This is a genomic window from Carboxylicivirga caseinilyticus (assembly GCF_050589785.1).
Taxonomy (GTDB): Bacteria; Bacteroidota; Bacteroidia; order Bacteroidales; family Marinilabiliaceae; genus Carboxylicivirga; species Carboxylicivirga caseinilyticus.
Genome location: NZ_JBNGOX010000058.1, coordinates 1 through 18,344, shown reverse-complemented (window position 1 = coordinate 18,344; position 18,344 = coordinate 1). Strand labels below are relative to the sequence as shown.

Sequence of the window (18,344 nt, the reverse complement as noted above, 5' to 3'; positions counted from 1 at the left end):
TTTATATGGTTAAAATATTTTTTTCTGCTATTTATGCTGCGTGATTGAATGTTTTTTTGATCTTCTCGGTTAAAACATCCAACCAACCTGTTTTATTGTCTTGTATTTCATCTTTTGTTTTTACAATATTCACCCCGGAGATTGGTATTTCACGGTAAGTGATTGACTCTTTTTTCTTTGGAATCTCAATGGTAAGAATACCTCTTTTGAATTTTGCATTTATTTTTTCAACATCCATATCATCTGTTAAACTTATATGGGAATTGAACTCTTTAATACTTTCTTTTTTGTTGAATAAAGAAGAATGTTTCTTATATCCTTTAATAGCAAGAACATTGTTTTCTACTTCAATATTTAAATCTCTCTTAGAAAAATCAGACAATGGAAATTGCCATTGATATTGAAAAGGTGTATGGTTTGTTGATTCCATTACAGGGTTTGTCAATAAAGAAAATGGTTCGAACAGACATGACTCAATAAAAGGATTGTTATACATTACCAGTGTTTTCATGGCTTTCAATTTTAGTGTTATAAAACTTTACTTAAATTGAATATTCGAGTATCCATTCTTTGCCGATTAACTGTTGATTTTGTCAATGATACGTAAATTGAGATGATTCGAATACTCTTTTTAAACTAACATGCATTTTTTAGTGATTAAATTGGAAAAAGGGCAGGCAGGCTGCCCTTAAGTGCATTACTTAATATCAATCTGTTTTGCTGGTTTTGGTTTAATTTCTTCCCTTTTGGGTAGAGTAATATGAAGAATTCCATTTTCGTATGAAGCAGAAATATTTTCTGATTCAACAGCGGTTTCTTCAACGGTAAAAGAACGCTGAAATGATTGATAGCTAAACTCACGGCGAGTAACTTTTTCATCCTCTTTTTCTTCTGATTCATTTTTGTATTCAGAAGAAATGGTTAGTCTACCGTTGTCGTAGCTTACTTTAAAATCGTCCTTTTTCATGCCAGGAGCAGCAACATCGATTGAAAATTCATTGTCATTCTCCTTTACATTAACAGCAGGCATAGTAGTGTTTGTACTTGAAAAATTGCTGTTATTCCAGTCCATCAATTCACCATCAAAAAAACGATCAAAGATTGAAGGCATTGATGGAAATCTGTTGTTTAATCTTGCAAGTGTCATGGCTTGTTCCTCCAAAATTTAAGTTTAACATTTGTTTGTTTTCAACTAATCTTTTTCAAACTGAATGCCAAAAATTAGTGATGAAATATTGTATTGATGTAAGGATTTAATAATCAGAAACTAATGATAATCAGTTAATAGCGATAGGAAAAATAGTGTGAATTAATGTCAGTTTTGATTGTTTTTGATATGTCATAATGACCTGAATTTAAGATCGTAACTGTCAAAATGTTAGTATTTTTTAGGTGGTAGATATCAATAAGCCATATTCATATTAAATGTTAATTATTTTGCATTAGCATATTCTGCTATCTTTGCAGAAAACTTGTTTATGGGTAGAATTCTTGCCATTGATTATGGTAGAAAAAAGAGTGGTATTGCTGTAACAGATCCTTTGCAGATTATAGCGAATGGATTAACGACTGTTGCTTCACATGAATTATTTGATTTCATTGTCAATTATATGAAAGAGGAGACAGTTGAAAAAATCATAATCGGTCATCCTACTCAAAATTCAGGTGAAGATTCTGAATCTATGAAGTACATTCAACCCTTTGTTAATCGGTTGAAAAATAAGCTTCCCGAAATTCCTGTAATATGGGTGGATGAGCGTTTTACATCAAAACTTGCATTTCAGGCAATGATTGATGGAGGATTAAAAAAGAAAGCCCGTCAGGATAAAGCGCTGATAGATAAGGTAAGCGCAACTATTATTTTACAAACTTATTTGGAACAGAACAGATTATGATATATCCTGTTGTTGTATACGGACACCCTGTATTGCGTAAAGTCGCTGAAGATATTGATAAAGATTATAAAGATTTAGATACAATAATCGAAAATATGTGGGAAACCATGTACCATTCCGATGGTATTGGTTTGGCTGCTCCACAAATAGGTAAATCTATTCGTTTATTTGTAATTGATGCTGATCCGTTAAAAGATGAGTTTCCTGAATTGAAGGGATTAAAACAGGTTTTTATTAATGCTAAAATTGAGCTTCTAGAAAGTAAGGAAGAGTCCTTGTCTGAAGGTTGTTTGAGTTTGCCTACAATCCGGGAAGATGTGAAGCGACCAACTAAAATAAGAATTACATATTTCGACCAGAACTTTCAAAAGAAGGTAGAAGAATATGAAGGTTTTGCTGCCCGTGTAATTCAACATGAATATGATCATATTGAAGGCAAGTTATTTATCGATTATCTAAATCCTTTAAAGAAAAGGATTTTAAAAGGTAGACTCACAAAAATATCCAAAGGTGATGTTGAGGTAAAATACAAAATCAAAACAGCTAAATAGCTATTCTCTGAAATAAGTGAGAAAGGATGCCAGGAGTATACTTACCGAAATCATTTTTGTTATTCGTCAGTTCATCGTTCAGATAACATTTAGTTTATTCATGTGTTCGAACTGGTAAATGGCTTTTCATATCATTTAATTGAAACCTTTAAAATGATAAAAAAGTTATTTCGTAAAAAAAATGAGGGCCAACCGCTAAATATCTATATTTTTATTTATTAAAGAATATAGACTTAAAGCCTAAAATGAGAAAACTCTTTATAATATTATTGGGGATAGTAGCATTGAGTTGTGTTCCTCAAAAAGACATTATATATCTTCAGGATAATTCAGTTACAGATACTTTAGTAGATTATTCAAATATCAATCAAAAGATTAAAATAAAAGCTTTTGATCAGTTGTATCTCCAGGTTACCTCTTTGGATGATGGTAAAATAAATTTTATGAGTAACGATGCAAACCGTTATGGAGGTGGGCGCTCTGAAAATGATCTGGCCATGGTATCCTATGTTGTGGATGATAAAGGCTACATTCAGTTACCAATAATCGGCAATTTTTACGTATTAGGTTTAAATAGTGATGAAGCCGCGAGTAAAATTCAGAAAGAACTGGAAATGTATTTGAATGAGCCAACAGTTAAAGTGGCCTTCGTTAATAAAAACATTACAGTGCTTGGATATGTTGAGAAACCAGGAAGGTACTTTTATGCAACGGAGCATATTAATATTTTTCAGGCTTTAGGTATGGCAGGTGATGTAAATGTTTACGGTAATCGTAAATATGCGGTTGTTGTCAGGGATGAAAATAATAAAGTTACCAAGCAAAGAATAGACCTCACTGATGTTGATTTATTAGGGCAAAAAGCTTTTTATCTGCAGCCCAACGATGTGGTTTATATAGAGCCTATGAATAAAAGGAAATGGGGAATTGATACTTTTCCATGGGCACTTGTTTTATCAGGTATCACCACGTTTATTTTAGTAGCAAACTACATAAAGTAACTATTTATGAATGGTTCATTGCAAAAGCAGAACAAAGACCAGTATCTCGATATTCGTAAGATTGTTGAGATTGTAAGAAAGAAATGGTATTTCTATGTAATTGCTATTGTTGATTTTATCCTATTGGCATTTGTGTTGGGTAAAGTTATTGCACCAACTTATGAGGTGTCATCCAGTATTTATATCAAGGAGAATAGTAGCTTACAAAGTCAGAAAGCAACAGAGTTTTTACAAAGTTTTCAATTGTTTGATCAGAAAAAAGCATTTCAGAATGAGATGCTAATATTGAAATCTACTCCCTTAATAATTGAAACAGTTGAACAGCTTAACCTGGAGGTTGAATATTACAGGGTTGCCAATTTAATAGAAAAGGAGATTTATAATGAGGCTCCGTTTGTTGTTCTTTACGACTCAAGCCATGTTCAGGCCATTGATGTTAAATTTAGTATTGAATTTCAAGAGGATGGTAAATTTATTATTGAAGCAGATGGTGATGATGTGAGCGTGATTGATTATGCCACGGATCAGGTCTTTAAAAATATGGGAAAAGTTTCGTTGGATGGTTCCTACTTTCAATCTGATGAGGTAGCTGGTGATCTGTTTAGTTTCAGGGTGTTTTTAAAGGATGCATCTAAAATTCAGGACATAATTGATAAAGAATACAGTTTTGTTTTCAGGGATAAAAATGCTGTTGTTAAAGGGATTCAGAAAAACCTGAAAGTAGCCCCTGAGAATCCCGATGTAAGTATTGTGGAAATAAGATTACAGGATCATTCCTATAACAAAGCGGTTGATTTTGTTACAACCCTTACTGATATCTATTTAAGAAAGAATTTGAATCGTAAAAATCACCTGGCTCAAAATACCATTGCTTATATTAATTCTCAGTTAGAAGAGATTTCTGATTCTTTAACGGTTGCAGAGCATCGTTTAGAGAGTTTCCGTTCCGGTAATCAGGTGATTGATATTTCGAGCAAAGCAGGGCGGATATTTGAGCGCTTACATCAGCTGGAGCTTGAAAAGTCAACTGTGGATCGTCAGTTTCAGTATTATCAATACCTCGATGAGTTTTTTAAAGAGAATGATGATCTTTCTGATTTGGTTGTTCCTTCATCAATGGGAATTAGTGATCAGACACTAAATGAGTTGATGAGAGATTTGATCATATTGGTTAATCAACGAAGTGAGCTAATTGGGAAAAAGCAGGAAAAGAGTCCATATCTGAAAAATATTGAAATACAGATTGAGAGTCTAAAAAGGCCAATTGTTGAAAATATTGAGTTCTCTCTCCGAACATTGCAGCGTACTTTGAATGATCTCACCTCAAAAATTAATGAGATGAAAAGGGATCTGGAGGATCTGCCAAGAACAGAGAGGCAATTGGTTGGTTTTGAACGTAAGTTTCAATTGAATGATGCTATATATACTTTCTTGTTGCAGCGGCGGGCAGAAGCACAAATAGCTAAAGCTTCCAATTTACCTGAACATGAAGTGGTGGAACCGGCACGTATGGTTCGTCAGGTATTTCCTGATCCAATGATTAACTATAGTCTGGCTGTTTTATTAGGGATATTAATTCCTTCCATGCTTATAATGCTGTTGCGCTTTTTTGATGACAGAATAAAGGGCGAACAAGCTTTAGATGACTTCAGTTCATTGCCATTCTTAGGATCTGTTTTAAAAAATACTGAGAAAGCAGAAGTAGTAGTTGCTAAAAATCCGCATTCGGCCATTGCTGAAACTTTCAGGACCATTCGAACCAATCTGTTCTTTTTTATTAAACGAGAGACGCATAAAACAATATTGATTACCTCCAGTGTGGCAGGTGAGGGTAAGAGCTTTATTTCGTTGAACCTAGCTTTATCACTTTCAAATATGGGAAAAAAGGTGGTTTTGGTTGGATATGATCTAAGAAAAAGTAATCAGTATATGGATTTGGTGAAGGATCATAAAAATGGATTGTCATCCTATTATGTTGGTAACAAAGTTTTATCTGATATCATTCAGGAAACAGAATTTAGTGGTCTGGATGCAATTACACCCGGAGTAATTCCTCCTAATCCACTTGAATTGATTGCAGGGGAATCAACCAAAGATGTTTTTAAAAGTTTACGAAAACAATACGATTATATTGTAGTTGATTCATCTCCTGTAGGTGTTGTTAGTGATGCTTATTTCCTTATGGAATATTCCGATATTAATGTATTTGTGGTTCGCGAAAACTTTAGTAAAAAGTCTATTGTGGAAACGGTATTCGCTGATTTGCAACAAAAAGAAGTTAAGAATCTGGGTGTAGTTTTGAATGCCAGTCGATTAGAAGATCGTAAATATCGATACGAGTATTACAATAAGTATAATACAGAAGAAACGGGTCTGAAATAGAAGTACATGGGTAAAGCTCCGGTGCCTTCCATTTGTTTTGTTATTCCCCAATATGTAACATTTAGTACAGGAGGGGCTGAGATTCAAGTGTTTTATCTTATCAATGAATTTTTAAGCAGAGGATGGGAGGTTGAATTGCTTTGTGGAGGGAAAGGTAAAGAGCATAGTATCATATGTAGTCCATATTTAGATCATAGGGTAAAGTATCACTATTATAAATTTAGATCGATTCGGTTTCTGGAGTTTTTTTCAGTTTTCTTTTTATTATTCAAAACCAAATCAAATATCTATTATCAACGGACTGATTTTTCATTAACAGGTGCATGTGCATTGTATTGTATGTTATTGGGCAAGAAAATGATTTATGCTTTGGCTCAGGATAAAGATGCTGAAAAAGATAAATACACTAATGCTTTAAAATCATTTCGATACAAGTCAAAGTTGAAGAAATTGATAAGAAAAACAGATTTTATCATAGTTGATAAAATGGTTGAATGGGGGAAGAAAAATGCTGATTTAATACTTGCTCAAAATCGCCATCAGCAAATACAGTTTAAAAAATCGTTTAAGAGGCTTACTGAGTTAATTCCGAGTTCATTTCCTTCAATGCAATCAGATCTTTCGCAAAAAGAAAATATAGTATTATGGGTTGGTAATGTTTCACCAGTTAAACAACCTGAACTATTTTTAAAGATTGTGAATGGATTGCGTAATGTTGATGACTGGCGTTTTATAATGATTGGAAAGGGAACGGAACGACTTTCTTATCTTGTATCCGGGAATATTGAGACAAAGGGCGAATTGGGTTACCAGGAAACTCTTGGATGGTTTGATAAGGCAAGGATATTTGTAAATACAAGTTCGGCAGAAGGGATGCCTAACACTTTCATTCAGTCTTGGTTTAAGCAAGTTGCTGTGGTAAGTTTATCAGTAGATCCGGATAACCTGTTAAAAGAAAATCAATTGGGGTATTGTTTTGATAATGATATTAAAGAGATGACTGACTTTATTGATCAACTCCTCACTGATAATATAAAGGTTGATGACATATTAGATAAGGCATATCGATATGCAACGAAAACTTTCGATGTAAAAAAGAATTTAGACAGATTGATTGAATTAATCTCAAACTGATGAAAATAGTACATTTAACAGGTAAGGATTACTTTGGTGCCGGACGGGCAGCTTATCGGTTGCACAAAGGGCTTTTGAAGCAGGGGGCAGAATCTCTTATGTTAGTTGGTGATAAGCATACCAATGATGATACTGTTTTAAATGTGCAGAATTCACTGTTGCATAAATTTTTTAAGAAGGTATTGATAAAGCTTGAAAAGCATTGGTTAAATATTTCCGGAGAAAGAATAAAAAGCATGTTTTCATCCGGGATTCATGGATTTTCGTTGGCTAAAAAAGTAAATGCACTAACCCCTGATATTATTCATATACATTGGATAAACAGGGGATATATGAATTTCAATGAGATAATAAAAATGAAAGCACCTGTTGTAATCACAATGCATGATGTATGGTATTTTACAGGTGGCTGCCATATTACAAATGGTTGTTCAGCATTTACTACAATGTGTGGAAAATGTCCTCAATTAAATTCTAAAGAGTCAGATGATATAAGTACTCACATTCAATCATTAAAAAAGAATATATATAGGAAGAAAGAAATTCTTTTTATAGCACCCAGCCATTGGATGAAATCGGAAGCAGAGCGAAGTAGTCTTTTAAAAGATCAATATGTACATCATCTTTCAAATGGCGTTGAATCAACTATTTTTTCATATCAAGCTAGTGCGCGTGCCAGATTCGATTTTTCTCCGGATAAGAAATTGGTTTTGTTTGCTGCTGTTGATGCTACCTCTGATGACAATAAAGGTTTTAAATTGCTAAATGAGGCTATTCACTTTTTGGATAAAGATCATTTTGAATTAGTTGTGATTGGAGGTAAGAAGGAAGATGCTTATCTGATTAATGGAATAAAAATTCATAATGTTGGTTATATAGGAGATGACAAACTCTTAATTGATTATCTTTCAGCTTCTGATGTTGTTGTGGTACCGTCAAAACATGAGAATCTTTCTAATTTGATAATGGAGTCATTATCCTGTTCGAAGCCTGTTGTTGCTTTCAATATTGGAGGCAATAGTGATATGATTACCCACAAGAAAAATGGTTATTTGGCTAAGCCTTTTGATAGTGAAGATCTGGCAAATGGGATTAGATGGTGTGTGAATGATGAAGATCGAAATGCACAATTATCTGCAAATGCCAGACAAATTATTGAAGTGCAGTATTCAATTGATAGAGTGAGTAAAAGCCATCTTGACTTATATGCGAAAATTATAGAAGGAGTAAATGATTAATAAAACGAAGATAATAGATTACCTGTTGGTTTATTTTTTGGTTGCTTTTTCAGGCATCCCATTCTTCTATCGTTCCCGAATTGAAGTTTTGATTGTATTTCTGCTTTTTCCGTTGATGGTGTTTTTATATCGTAAACGTAAGGTTGATAAATACATAATATATTACATTGCTTTTGCTTTATTGATTCAGGCAGGACAGGTATTGAAGTTCTATTATTTGCCTGTTACCACTTTTATCGGATTACATGTTCGGCTACTGTTTGCCTATCTTACGTTAAAAGCCGTTGATAAGCGATTTGTTGGATATTACGTTAATATTTTGGTGTTTTCGGTAATTATAAGTTGGTTTTTTTATTTTCTGTCCTATCATTCGTCCTTTGAATATATTCTCAGAGCTAAAATAGCTCCTTATTTTAAGCATCCGTTCATAAAGGAATCCAATTATAACTATTTTAATAATGTTATACTTTATACAATAAATACCAAAGGAGAAGGATTTTTGTTTTTAAAACGAAATTCCGGACCTTTCTGGGAACCGGGTGCATTCTCCGGCTTTTTAATTATTGCCCTTCTTTTTAATATCATTCGAAATAAATACCTGTGGAATAGAAAGAGCGTAATTCTGGTATTGGGATTGATAAGTACTTTCTCAACAACCGGATTGATAGCTCTGTTATATGTAATTACTTCCTATTACCTGATTCATCAAAATATAAAAAGACGGATTGTTTTTGTACCTGTTTTGATTGTAGGTGTTATCTACCTTTTTGTTTCGGTTGATTTTATTGGTGATAAAATCATGCGTAAATTATCGTTTACTGACTATACTTATAATACCCGATTTAAGAGTGCTCAGAAAGATATTATTGATTTTGCACAAAGTCCGTTTGTTGGTTTAGGCAGAGCCGAAAAAACACGATTTGGAGAAGAAACAGAGGAACGGAAGATTCATCGTAATAACGGTGTCACCAACTTGTTAGCCAGTTATGGCATTTTTGCTTTCTTTCTTTATTTTATTTTGACCTGGGTTGGATGGCGTAATTACTGTAGAAGCAGAAAATTTAATACAAATTTCGCGCTGTTTGCTTTGGGTGGTATTTGGCTTATCGGATTTTCAGAGGTGTATTTCACCAAGGTGTTTTTTATTGCCCTTACAATGCTTCCGGTATTGTATGAACCTGTTGTAAACGAGGAGGAGGTTGCAGAATGAAAGTGTTTGTTGTTATAGCTGTTCATAATAGAAAGGAATATACACTAAATTGTTTGCACCTTTTGTCACAACAGAGTTACAAACAATTTGAAGTTGTTTTGGTGGATGATGGATCAACAGATGGAACTGTAGAGGAAGTTAAACAGTTATATTCCAATACTCATATTGTAAAAGGAAATGGTGATTGGTGGTGGGCTAAATCTATGAATGAAGGCTTTAAATATGCCTTTAATAAAGATGCTGATGTGGTTATCACCTTAAATAATGATGTCTCATTTAATCATAACCTGATTCGGGATTTATTAGATCTTCATAATCAAAATCCACAATGCATTTTAGGATGTTTAAATATGATCAGTAAAGAGAAAGAATATATATTCTTTTCTGGAGTAAGAAAAATTGAGTGGTGGAAGGCAAAAGAACAAAAATATCATAAACCTTTTACCGTTGTTGATGAAAGTCTAAAAGGATTGCATCCAACATATTGTTTAAACGGTAGGGGAACTCTGATTCCGGCTGATGTTTTTAAAAGGGTTGGTTATTTTGATGAGATACATTTTCCACAATATGCGGCAGATTATGATTTTATATTAAGATCCATTAAATCAGGAATTCGTGTGTTTATTACTTGGGATATTAAAATTTATTCCATTTTGGAAGCGACAGGAGAAGGCCGGACATTTATTAAACAGTCGTGGAAAAGCTTTTTACTCTCATTTCTAAATCGATATTCAGCAACCAGCTGGCAAATGTGGTTGAATTATTACCGGAAACATGCCGGATGGCAAATCATAAGTGGATTACCGATTCAATACCTACGGTTATTTTACTCTTTTATTCGTAAGCAAAAACAATTGGAGGGCATTAAATGAATATATCGTTTATCGTCATTGGTAGGAATGAAGGAGAACGCTTGATAAAGTGTTTAAATAGTATTCGTTTGTCGATAGAGACATTAAATCTGGAGGCTGAAATAATCTATGTTGATTCACAATCAATCGATCACAGTATTGAGATCGCAAAAAAACAATTTGATTGCAGAGTTTTTAAAATTACAGGGAAATATAATTCAGCCATTGCCCGAAATATTGGAGTGAAAGAGTCAAAATCAGAAAATTTAATCTTTTTGGATGGTGATATGGAATTGCAATCTTCTTTTTTGCCAGTTATTCTTGATGAAAAAGTTGATTTAAAATATGAATTTGTTTCAGGCAATTTTGTAAACTATTATTATTCGATTGATGGTCATTTGATTAACCAGGATTATTATAAAAAGATCTATTGTGCCGAAGATTCCTATCAGTCAACAACTGGAGGTTTGTTTGCTATTAAGCGCAAACTTTGGAATGATGTAGGAGGGATGCATGTTAATTTTAAAAAGGGGCAGGATCTTGATTTGGGATATCGGTTGGCACAAAAAGGTTTTTTACTTTTAAGAAAAAAAGAAGTAATGGCTGTGCATCATACCATCGATTACCAGGAAGTTAAGCGTCTTTGGCAATCTTTACACTCTGGTGCAGCCGTTTATCCCCGTGCTATTTTGTACCGAACTCATTTTACAAATAAATATGTATTAAAACGAATGTTGAGCAGTGATCCTACATTGCTTGTGCTAGTTGTTAGTTTATTTCTGACTTTACTTCTGCAGAATAGCTGGTTACTTTTATTATATCCAGCTTTGTTGGTATCGGCTGTAGTTATTCGTCATAGAAAAAGGCTTAGAACAGATGTTTTCCAAAGGTTGATTATACATCTTTTCAGAGATGTTTTAAATCTGTTGGCATTCTTTTTCTTTTATCCTTCTAACAAGATAAAGGTTGAGTATGAAGAGGTTTAAAAGAATAACAGAAGCCTGGTTAACGAGGTTTACCGCCATAATCCCATTCAACTTTATAAGAAAATGGGCCTCAAAAGATTTGATAATCATTAATTATCACAGTATACATGGATGGGATCCTGATCCTGTGATCAATAAAAATAAGTATCGAACTATCGACCGGTTGGAGCAGGATTTGCGATTTTTTAATGAGAATTATTCAGTAATAAAGATTACAGATCTGATTAATAATAAGTCATTACCTCAAAATGCCTTGGCGATTACCATTGATGATGGTTTAAAATCGGTATACGATCTAATGTACCCGGTTTTTAAAAAGACAGGAATCAAACCGGCTTTGTTTGTAAATCCTGATTTCATTGATAATACAGATCTTCATTTTATCAGAAAGCGAAATATAATTCTGAAAAAACTGGGTAGTCTGGATGAAGAACAACATAAAAATCTCATCAGTTGGCTGGATAAAAATGATTTGAATATTTACAATTTAAAGATTCAATTACATTCGATAAAATATCATCAAAGATCAGTATTAGATGAATTAATCTTTGAGCTCAATCTTTCTGTCAAAGACATTCTGGATAGAAAGCCGATATACTTATCATCTGCAGAGATTGATGAAATGTTGAGTGACGGTTTCGAGTTGGGAGCACATAGTATGGATCATCCACCGTTTGAACAATTAAGCCTGGTAGAACAAGAACAACAGGTTCTCGAGAGTATGAAAAGGATAGAAGAAGATTTTAATACTGGTTACAGAATGTTTGCTTTTCCTTCTGATGACCGGCCAATAAATCAAAAACTATTTAATAATATTAGAGACTTTGTGGATATTAGCTTTGGTGTTCAGGGACTTCAAAGGGATATAATAGGAAATCATTTCCATCGCATTACCATTGAATCATCAGGAGCATCTGCAAAACAAGCTGTTAAATATGAATATCTTAAATATATATTGAAACGCACATTAAAAAAATCAATTTTTAGGCGCAAATTGTGAGTATGATTAACCGCAAACAAATATTACTTGAGAACACTCTGTGGGTGTACCTGGCCAAAATTGTTACTCAGCTTATCAGTCTGGTGGCTTCCGTAATGGTATTGCGTCAGCTCGATGTTGATGTTTATGGAATGTATGTGTTTCTATTTGGTTTATTTACAGCCTATCAGTTGGTAATTGTTAGTCCGTTAAAACATGTTTTATTGCGTTTTGTACCGGAATTGAAAAATACTATTTCATCATCTTCATTGTTGAGGTTAATCGCTATTTATGTAGCCATTGCATTGGTTATGGTGGTTGTTTTAACGATTGTGGGTTTTGTATTTAAGGATTTTATTATCCAGATTTTTAATGTCGAAACATTTGATAATCATTTAAATTCATTCCTATTCTTTGTTTTTACATACGCTGTAAAAATATTGCTCGAGGTTTTATTGTCAGCTCTTCTGTTACATCGGCGAATTGCAGTTTTTAATATCATCATAGCATTTAGCAGGGCCATTGCTTACCTGATTCTTTTAAATCAATTAAACGTTAATCTGTTACTGATTATCGAAGGAGCTGTTTCCTTAATATATGCAATCCCGGCATTGATTGTATTAATTAAGGTATTAAATTCTGATAATAATACCTCCGGCGAAGTGATTAATAAAAGGCAAAAGCAGCGCATGCAAAGGTTCTGGTTATATTCGCTGTTTACTGAAATGGGAGCAGGGCTAATCGGTCGCACCAGTGACTATTATATTGTAGCTGCACTTTCAAGTCCTTATTTTGTAGGATTGTATGGTTTTGCTGTAAAAATCTATGAACTGTTTTATAAGGTTCTGCCACTGAAGGAATTTGAGTCAGTTTTGAAACCGCTGGTTTTCGAAAGGTATAGTTCAATGGAGGAAACAGACTCCTTAAATCGATTTTATAATTTTATTATCAAGGTTTTGCTCCCTGTATTTATCCTGCCGTTTACCTATTTTTTTGTTTTTGGAAATGAAATAATCAGCCAGCTTTTTGGTGAGAAGTATCTAAGTGCTTACTGGCCAACGGTGATTATTCTGGGTGGATTTGTATTCGATGGTGTGTTTTATCCTCTGGGTATACTGATTCATTTAAAAGAGAAGATGCATGTTTTGTTGATTTCACGAATTGTGGTTGTTTTTAGTTTGGTTGCAGGTATTTTAATGATGAAACAATTTGGTATTACCGGTGTGGCTGTTGCAACAGTTTTTGGGGAGTTACTTAAAAATATGTTGATGTTTTTTATGTTCCGAAAGTATTTAAAGCTGACATATGATCCCAAAATATTTCTTTCCAATGTTCTGTTAGTCATTGTTTTATTGTTACTTTTTTATCCATTGCATTTTATAGGTAATCAGATAATATTGTTAGGAATTGGAACTGTTCTTTATGCAATAGTTTATGGATTTTATTTGATTAATTTTCATCCCTTTGATAATGATGAATTGAAGTATCTGGAGTCAATTCTTAAATCCAACACCAAGTTATCCGGTATTAGTGATCATATTATTAAAGTTTTAAATAAAATTGTAGTACGAAAAATAAATGCCTAAAACCATCCCACATATAGCCATATTCGGACTTAAAGGATTTCCTGCCATAGGAGGAACATCATCGGTGGGAGAAAATCTTGTTCAGCATCTTAATACAGAATATCGATTTACTGTTTACGCTACTTCATCGCACTGTTCTGAGAAGAATCCATATAAGAATGTCAGGATGTTTATCATTCGAAAGTTTCTTCCTCATAAACTGAATGTGTTCTATTATAATTTGGTTGGGGCTTTCCATGCTTTGTTTTTCTGTAATTATGATATGATTCATACCCATCAGATTGATACGGGTTATATAGTGCCACTTATTCGATTGCGATATAAAGTCATTTCTACACATCACGGACGGACTTATAATATGAGTAAATGGGGTAAGGTGATGAAATATTTTTTCCGATTTACCGAAAAACTGATGATCAGGTTTGCCAATAAGGTGACGTTTGTGGCAGAAACAGAAAGGGAAGCAGCCACTTTGAAGTACAAAAAGGATTTTATCACGATACATAATGGGGTTGATCCACGGCAGGTAATTGGAGAAGTTAAGATAAAGGGCGATTATATCATGTTTGCAGCTGGCAGGATTATACCACATAAAGGGTGTCATATCTTTCTGGATGGTTTGAAAAACATGAATTATAAAGGCAAAGTTCTAATTGCCGGTGATCATGAGCAACTCCCTGAATACAAGAAGCAATTAGAAGGTTATAAGAAATATTTGGATGTCAAATTTTTGGGTATGCTTAAGGATAAGGCTGAATTGCTTGGATATGTGAAAGGTGCCCGATTATTTGTTTTTCCTTCTTTTTATGAAGCAATGTCAATGATGTTATTGGAGGTAGCTTTAGTAAAAACACCATTGATATGCAGTGATATCAGAGAAAATACTTTGATTTTTAGTGAAGATGAGGTGACTTATTTTAAATCGGGCGATGTAAATAATTTGGCTAAAAAGATAGAAGAAACACTCTCAAATCCGGAGCAAACTATAAGTAAGACAAATGCAGCTTATCAAAAAGTTTGTTCAGATTATAACTGGGAGTCTTTATCTATTATGTATAAAGAGCTATATAAATCAATGTTATGACTAATTTAGAAGCAATTTTATGAATAGTCTGACAAAAAAGATAATAGCTCGGTTATTGAAAATCAAACCCAAAGGTTTTGTTTATTTTGGACATGGTGTCTGTGATCAGTTGAAATCGGAATATATTGAACAACTTCATATAACAAGAAGACAATTGGTGGAGCTTATTGAGTTCTGGAAAGATTTAGGTGTTGAGTTTTTAAGCATGGATGATTTGCTTAAAATGAGACGAAGTGGAAAGAGTTCGCGTAAGCCATGGATTCATTTTACTTTCGATGATGGATATCGTAATAACCTCACTACTCTTTTGCCGGTGATGGAGGAATATAAGATACCATTTACTGTTTTTGTAACCGCAGGTCTTGTTGAAAAACAGGAGTATATGCCAACTTTTTATATTCGTGTGGCTGTTATGTATTCTCAAAAAGAATGGGAATGTACTAAAACAGGTTTGAAGTTAACAAATGGAATGAATACCAGGGAAAAGCAAAACCTGGCAGATAAGCTTTGTGCCTGTTATAAGTACCTGCCACAAAACGAGGGGGTTGATTTTATCAATGAAATAAAGAATTTGTTGAGCCCGGATGAATGGTCTAAATACAAGTCTGTTTATTCAAATGATCAATTAATGACAGTTGATGAATTAAAATCATTGAATAATAGTTCGTTGGTCACAATAGGGGCCCACAGTCATTCACATCTGATATTTCATGAACATCAGTCAAAATCAGATGTGTTTTATGAAATCAAGGAGCCAAAGAACTGGTTGGAAAATCATCTGGGTATTAATACAAAGGTAATGGCTTTTCCCAACGGAACAGAAAAGGATTATAATGCAAAAGTGGTTCAGACGGTTAAGGATGCTGGATATCAATTAGCATTTACCACCCATGAAAGATTTATAGGTATTAATGATGAAGATTTATTATTACCACGTAATTTTCTTCATCCTAAAGCAGGTTCTATACTTAAAGAAATGCTAAAGTCAATTTTATAATTCATTGAATTATAAAACCATTAAGATGAGACATATTTATTTTAAATGCATATAATAATCGGCACTTCTCTAGAGTTAAAAAATTGTTGTTTGGTGTAGTTTAGAATTTATTCTGAACGACATCATTAATGCAATGATTAAAAATTCTGAAATTTCTTTCCTCTGTTTTTTGATTCGAATTTTTTATCAAATAATTTGAATGTTAATCATTAATAATTCCATTTTCGTCAAATAAAACAGTTTGTATTTTATTGGTTTAATAAGTTAATGATCAATATAACAGTATGTTAATGTATTTGGTGTGGCTGTGTGATTTTTTAGAAATATAAATAATAACTATATCTTTGTATTGAAACTAACTTGTAAATAATAAGGAAGATGAGAAAGACTTTAACTCTGTTTGTTGTGTTAGCTCTGTTAGCTTTCACAGCTTGCGAAAAAGAAAAAATAGAATCCCCTGGTAATATACCGGGAATGGGTTATACAGAGGGTGAATTAAGTGTTGATGCCTTTGAGTTGCCTGAAGGAATTGAATTAGTTGGTACAATTACCGGACTGGAAGAAACTACGACTGCAGCAATAAGTAAGGATGATTTAAGCCTGAAGTCAACGTTCGCTAATGAAGCTGTACAGACAAACTCTAATTATGGTAGTGGTGGTCAGTTTGTTAAGCTTAAGTGTCAACTAAGAAATAGAACGAACCAACAAAGGACAATGTTTTTTCCTAAAGGTTTGGTTTGTAAAGTTAAGCAAGAAGGATATCAGAGTGGTATATTGTTGCAGTGGGCTTGGGTTAGCTTAAAACCTAATGAAGAAAGAACCTTTATTTTACATTTGTATTGCATTAATAAAGGTAAATCTAATTCTGATGCTCAATCTGAATTTGAAATCCATGGTATAACCAACTCAAATACTATGTGGAAACTTTTGAATCTGATTGGCTGGGGTAAAATTAATTGGGAACATTTCAATTCGGTTTCTACTTCAACTTCTTCATTAAAGGAAACAAGCTTGAGTTATGATGAAATTGCTTCTGGATTGCAGGATGCAGTATGGGCATTAACCAATGGAGATGGATTAACTGAAGATCAGATTGAGTTTATTAATGCAATTCCACAATTAGATGAAACAGAACTTCCATCTGACTTATTGAATAATACTATTGATCCATTAAAGTATTATCCTGAATACGGAGAATAATTGAGCTAATTGATAATAATATATAATCCCTGCTTATGCAAGCAGGGATTTTTTTGTGCGCGAACGAAACTTAATAATTGATAATGTGTATACACATAATTGTTAGTAGATTTTAATATTTTTGCCCTAAACAACAAAACTGGAAAGATGAAATATTTATACCTGCCTTTAATTTTATGTTTTTTTACATTGGAGATTTATTCTCAGGATGGCTCATCTTGTGATGAAGCATTTCAGGCTCTTACTGGAGTAAATACTTTTACGGGAAGTCAAAATACAGACCAATGGTTTGCCTTTACAGCTAATCAAACCGGAAAAGTAATTGTGTCTTCGTGTACGTATACAAATTCAGATACCTATTTGAGAGTATATGATACCAACGGAATTTGTGGCTTTGATTATCCCATTGTTGTAAATGATGATTTTTGTGGAGCGCAGTCAAAATTGACTTTTTCAGGTGTTAAAGATAAAGTATACTTTATTGTGTGGCAAAATCGGTCGGATTCACAGGATACAAACTGGGATTTTATTTGGTCAATTGAAGAAACCAGTTGGAATGAAGGCGAAGATTGTAGTTTACCCTTTGCTGCTCTGGAAGGAAGTAGTAATTACTCAGATCATTCACAAGCAACCGATCAATGGTTTTCATATACTGTTGCAGAAGATGGATTAGTAACTATTTCCTCTTGTGAACTTACTACAGAGAATACTAGTGTTAGAATATTCTCTGATTGTTCAACACAGATGTGGGGGGACGATGGTTGCGGAAATCAGTCCTATGTTCAATTTTCAGCTCAAAAAGATCAGGAATATCTTATTAAATGGGAAAGTCTAAATACAACTGGTAGTTACAATTGGTCATTGACGTTTGATGCAACTTCTACTAACCTTAAAAAATCCATTACGGATCAGATAAAAATCAATAAGCTTTCAAGTGAGATTCAAATTGAATTGCTAAATGATGATCTAATGGAGGTTGTATTGTATAATATGGCTGGGGCGATTGTTCGACAAGTTTCATCACATTCAAAAGCTATTATAAACAGTTCAGATCTTCAGAAAGGATTATATATTGTGCAGGTTAAATCTGATGAAGGAATAGTTACCCGGAAAATAATAGTTGATTAAAAGAAATTTGAGTTAATTATATTCTTTTGAGGGTGTCCAAAAACTAAACATCAGAACAACGTTAGTTTCAATTTGTAATAAAATATCATTTTATGTCACCCCTAAATCCCCTGAAGGGGACT

Annotated in this window: 17 protein-coding genes; 15 read left to right on the top strand and 2 right to left on the bottom strand. The window is 33.4% G+C overall.

Annotation, left to right across the window (positions count from 1 at the left end; all coding sequences use genetic code 11):
• Positions 1-31 precede the first annotated feature (31 nt).
• Both ACRD62_RS20835 and ACRD62_RS20830 read right to left on the bottom strand, forming a co-directional pair.
• A complete protein-coding gene (locus tag ACRD62_RS20835; RefSeq protein ID WP_430822036.1) occupies positions 32-511 on the bottom strand; it encodes an Hsp20/alpha crystallin family protein in 480 nt (159 codons plus the stop codon).
• 186 nt (positions 512-697) lie between these two features.
• The gene (locus tag ACRD62_RS20830; RefSeq protein ID WP_430822035.1) at positions 698-1,162 is read right to left on the bottom strand and encodes an Hsp20/alpha crystallin family protein; all 465 of its coding nucleotides are present in this window, start codon (positions 1,160-1,162) and stop codon (positions 698-700) included.
• 316 nt (positions 1,163-1,478) lie between these two features.
• Between ACRD62_RS20830 and ruvX the strand changes: the two genes are divergently transcribed.
• The 15 genes from ruvX (at position 1,479) to ACRD62_RS20755 (ending at position 18,222) form a co-directional block, all read left to right on the top strand.
• Positions 1,479-1,895: a Holliday junction resolvase RuvX gene (gene ruvX, locus ACRD62_RS20825; RefSeq protein WP_430822034.1), complete on the top strand. Its 417-nt coding sequence runs from the start codon at positions 1,479-1,481 to the stop codon at positions 1,893-1,895.
• The gene (def, locus tag ACRD62_RS20820) at positions 1,892-2,446 is read left to right on the top strand and encodes a peptide deformylase (protein ID WP_430822033.1); all 555 of its coding nucleotides are present in this window, start codon (positions 1,892-1,894) and stop codon (positions 2,444-2,446) included. The genes ruvX and def overlap by 4 nt, the downstream gene beginning before the upstream one ends.
• Positions 2,447-2,691: 245 nt before the next feature.
• Positions 2,692-3,447 (top strand): polysaccharide biosynthesis/export family protein, encoded by a 756-nt coding sequence (locus tag ACRD62_RS20815; protein ID WP_321409382.1) that lies wholly within the window; start codon positions 2,692-2,694, stop codon positions 3,445-3,447.
• 6 nt (positions 3,448-3,453) lie between these two features.
• Positions 3,454-5,829, top strand: a complete 2,376-nt coding sequence (locus ACRD62_RS20810; RefSeq protein ID WP_430822032.1) for a GumC family protein — start codon at positions 3,454-3,456, stop codon at positions 5,827-5,829.
• A gap of 6 nt (positions 5,830-5,835) precedes the next feature.
• Entirely contained in the window at positions 5,836-6,963 is a 1,128-nt protein-coding gene (locus tag ACRD62_RS20805) for a glycosyltransferase family 4 protein (RefSeq protein WP_430822031.1), read from the top strand.
• Entirely contained in the window at positions 6,963-8,201 is a 1,239-nt protein-coding gene (locus ACRD62_RS20800; protein WP_430822030.1) for a glycosyltransferase, read from the top strand. Before ACRD62_RS20805 ends, ACRD62_RS20800 begins: the two co-directional genes overlap by 1 nt.
• Entirely contained in the window at positions 8,194-9,411 is a 1,218-nt protein-coding gene (locus ACRD62_RS20795; protein ID WP_430822029.1) for an O-antigen ligase family protein, read from the top strand. The genes ACRD62_RS20800 and ACRD62_RS20795 overlap by 8 nt, the downstream gene beginning before the upstream one ends.
• Positions 9,408-10,283 carry a glycosyltransferase family 2 protein gene (locus tag ACRD62_RS20790; RefSeq protein ID WP_430822028.1) on the top strand — a complete coding sequence of 292 codons (876 nt, stop codon included), beginning with the start codon at positions 9,408-9,410 and terminating at the stop codon, positions 10,281-10,283. The genes ACRD62_RS20795 and ACRD62_RS20790 overlap by 4 nt, the downstream gene beginning before the upstream one ends.
• Complete coding sequence (locus ACRD62_RS20785) at positions 10,280-11,248, top strand: glycosyltransferase family 2 protein (RefSeq protein WP_430822027.1); 969 nt, start codon at positions 10,280-10,282, stop codon at positions 11,246-11,248. Before ACRD62_RS20790 ends, ACRD62_RS20785 begins: the two co-directional genes overlap by 4 nt.
• Positions 11,235-12,248, top strand: coding sequence for a polysaccharide deacetylase family protein (locus ACRD62_RS20780; protein WP_430822026.1), 1,014 nt, complete (start codon positions 11,235-11,237; stop codon positions 12,246-12,248). The genes ACRD62_RS20785 and ACRD62_RS20780 overlap by 14 nt, the downstream gene beginning before the upstream one ends.
• Positions 12,249-12,250: 2 nt before the next feature.
• Positions 12,251-13,813 (top strand): lipopolysaccharide biosynthesis protein, encoded by a 1,563-nt coding sequence (locus ACRD62_RS20775; protein WP_430822025.1) that lies wholly within the window; start codon positions 12,251-12,253, stop codon positions 13,811-13,813.
• Positions 13,806-14,897 (top strand): glycosyltransferase family 4 protein, encoded by a 1,092-nt coding sequence (locus tag ACRD62_RS20770; protein WP_430822024.1) that lies wholly within the window; start codon positions 13,806-13,808, stop codon positions 14,895-14,897. The genes ACRD62_RS20775 and ACRD62_RS20770 overlap by 8 nt, the downstream gene beginning before the upstream one ends.
• A gap of 19 nt (positions 14,898-14,916) precedes the next feature.
• Entirely contained in the window at positions 14,917-15,894 is a 978-nt protein-coding gene (locus ACRD62_RS20765; RefSeq protein WP_430822023.1) for a polysaccharide deacetylase family protein, read from the top strand.
• A gap of 378 nt (positions 15,895-16,272) precedes the next feature.
• The gene (locus ACRD62_RS20760) at positions 16,273-17,094 is read left to right on the top strand and encodes a hypothetical protein (RefSeq protein WP_430822022.1); all 822 of its coding nucleotides are present in this window, start codon (positions 16,273-16,275) and stop codon (positions 17,092-17,094) included.
• Between the two features lie 147 nt (positions 17,095-17,241).
• Positions 17,242-18,222, top strand: a complete 981-nt coding sequence (locus ACRD62_RS20755; protein WP_430822021.1) for a T9SS type A sorting domain-containing protein — start codon at positions 17,242-17,244, stop codon at positions 18,220-18,222.
• Positions 18,223-18,344 lie beyond the last annotated feature (122 nt).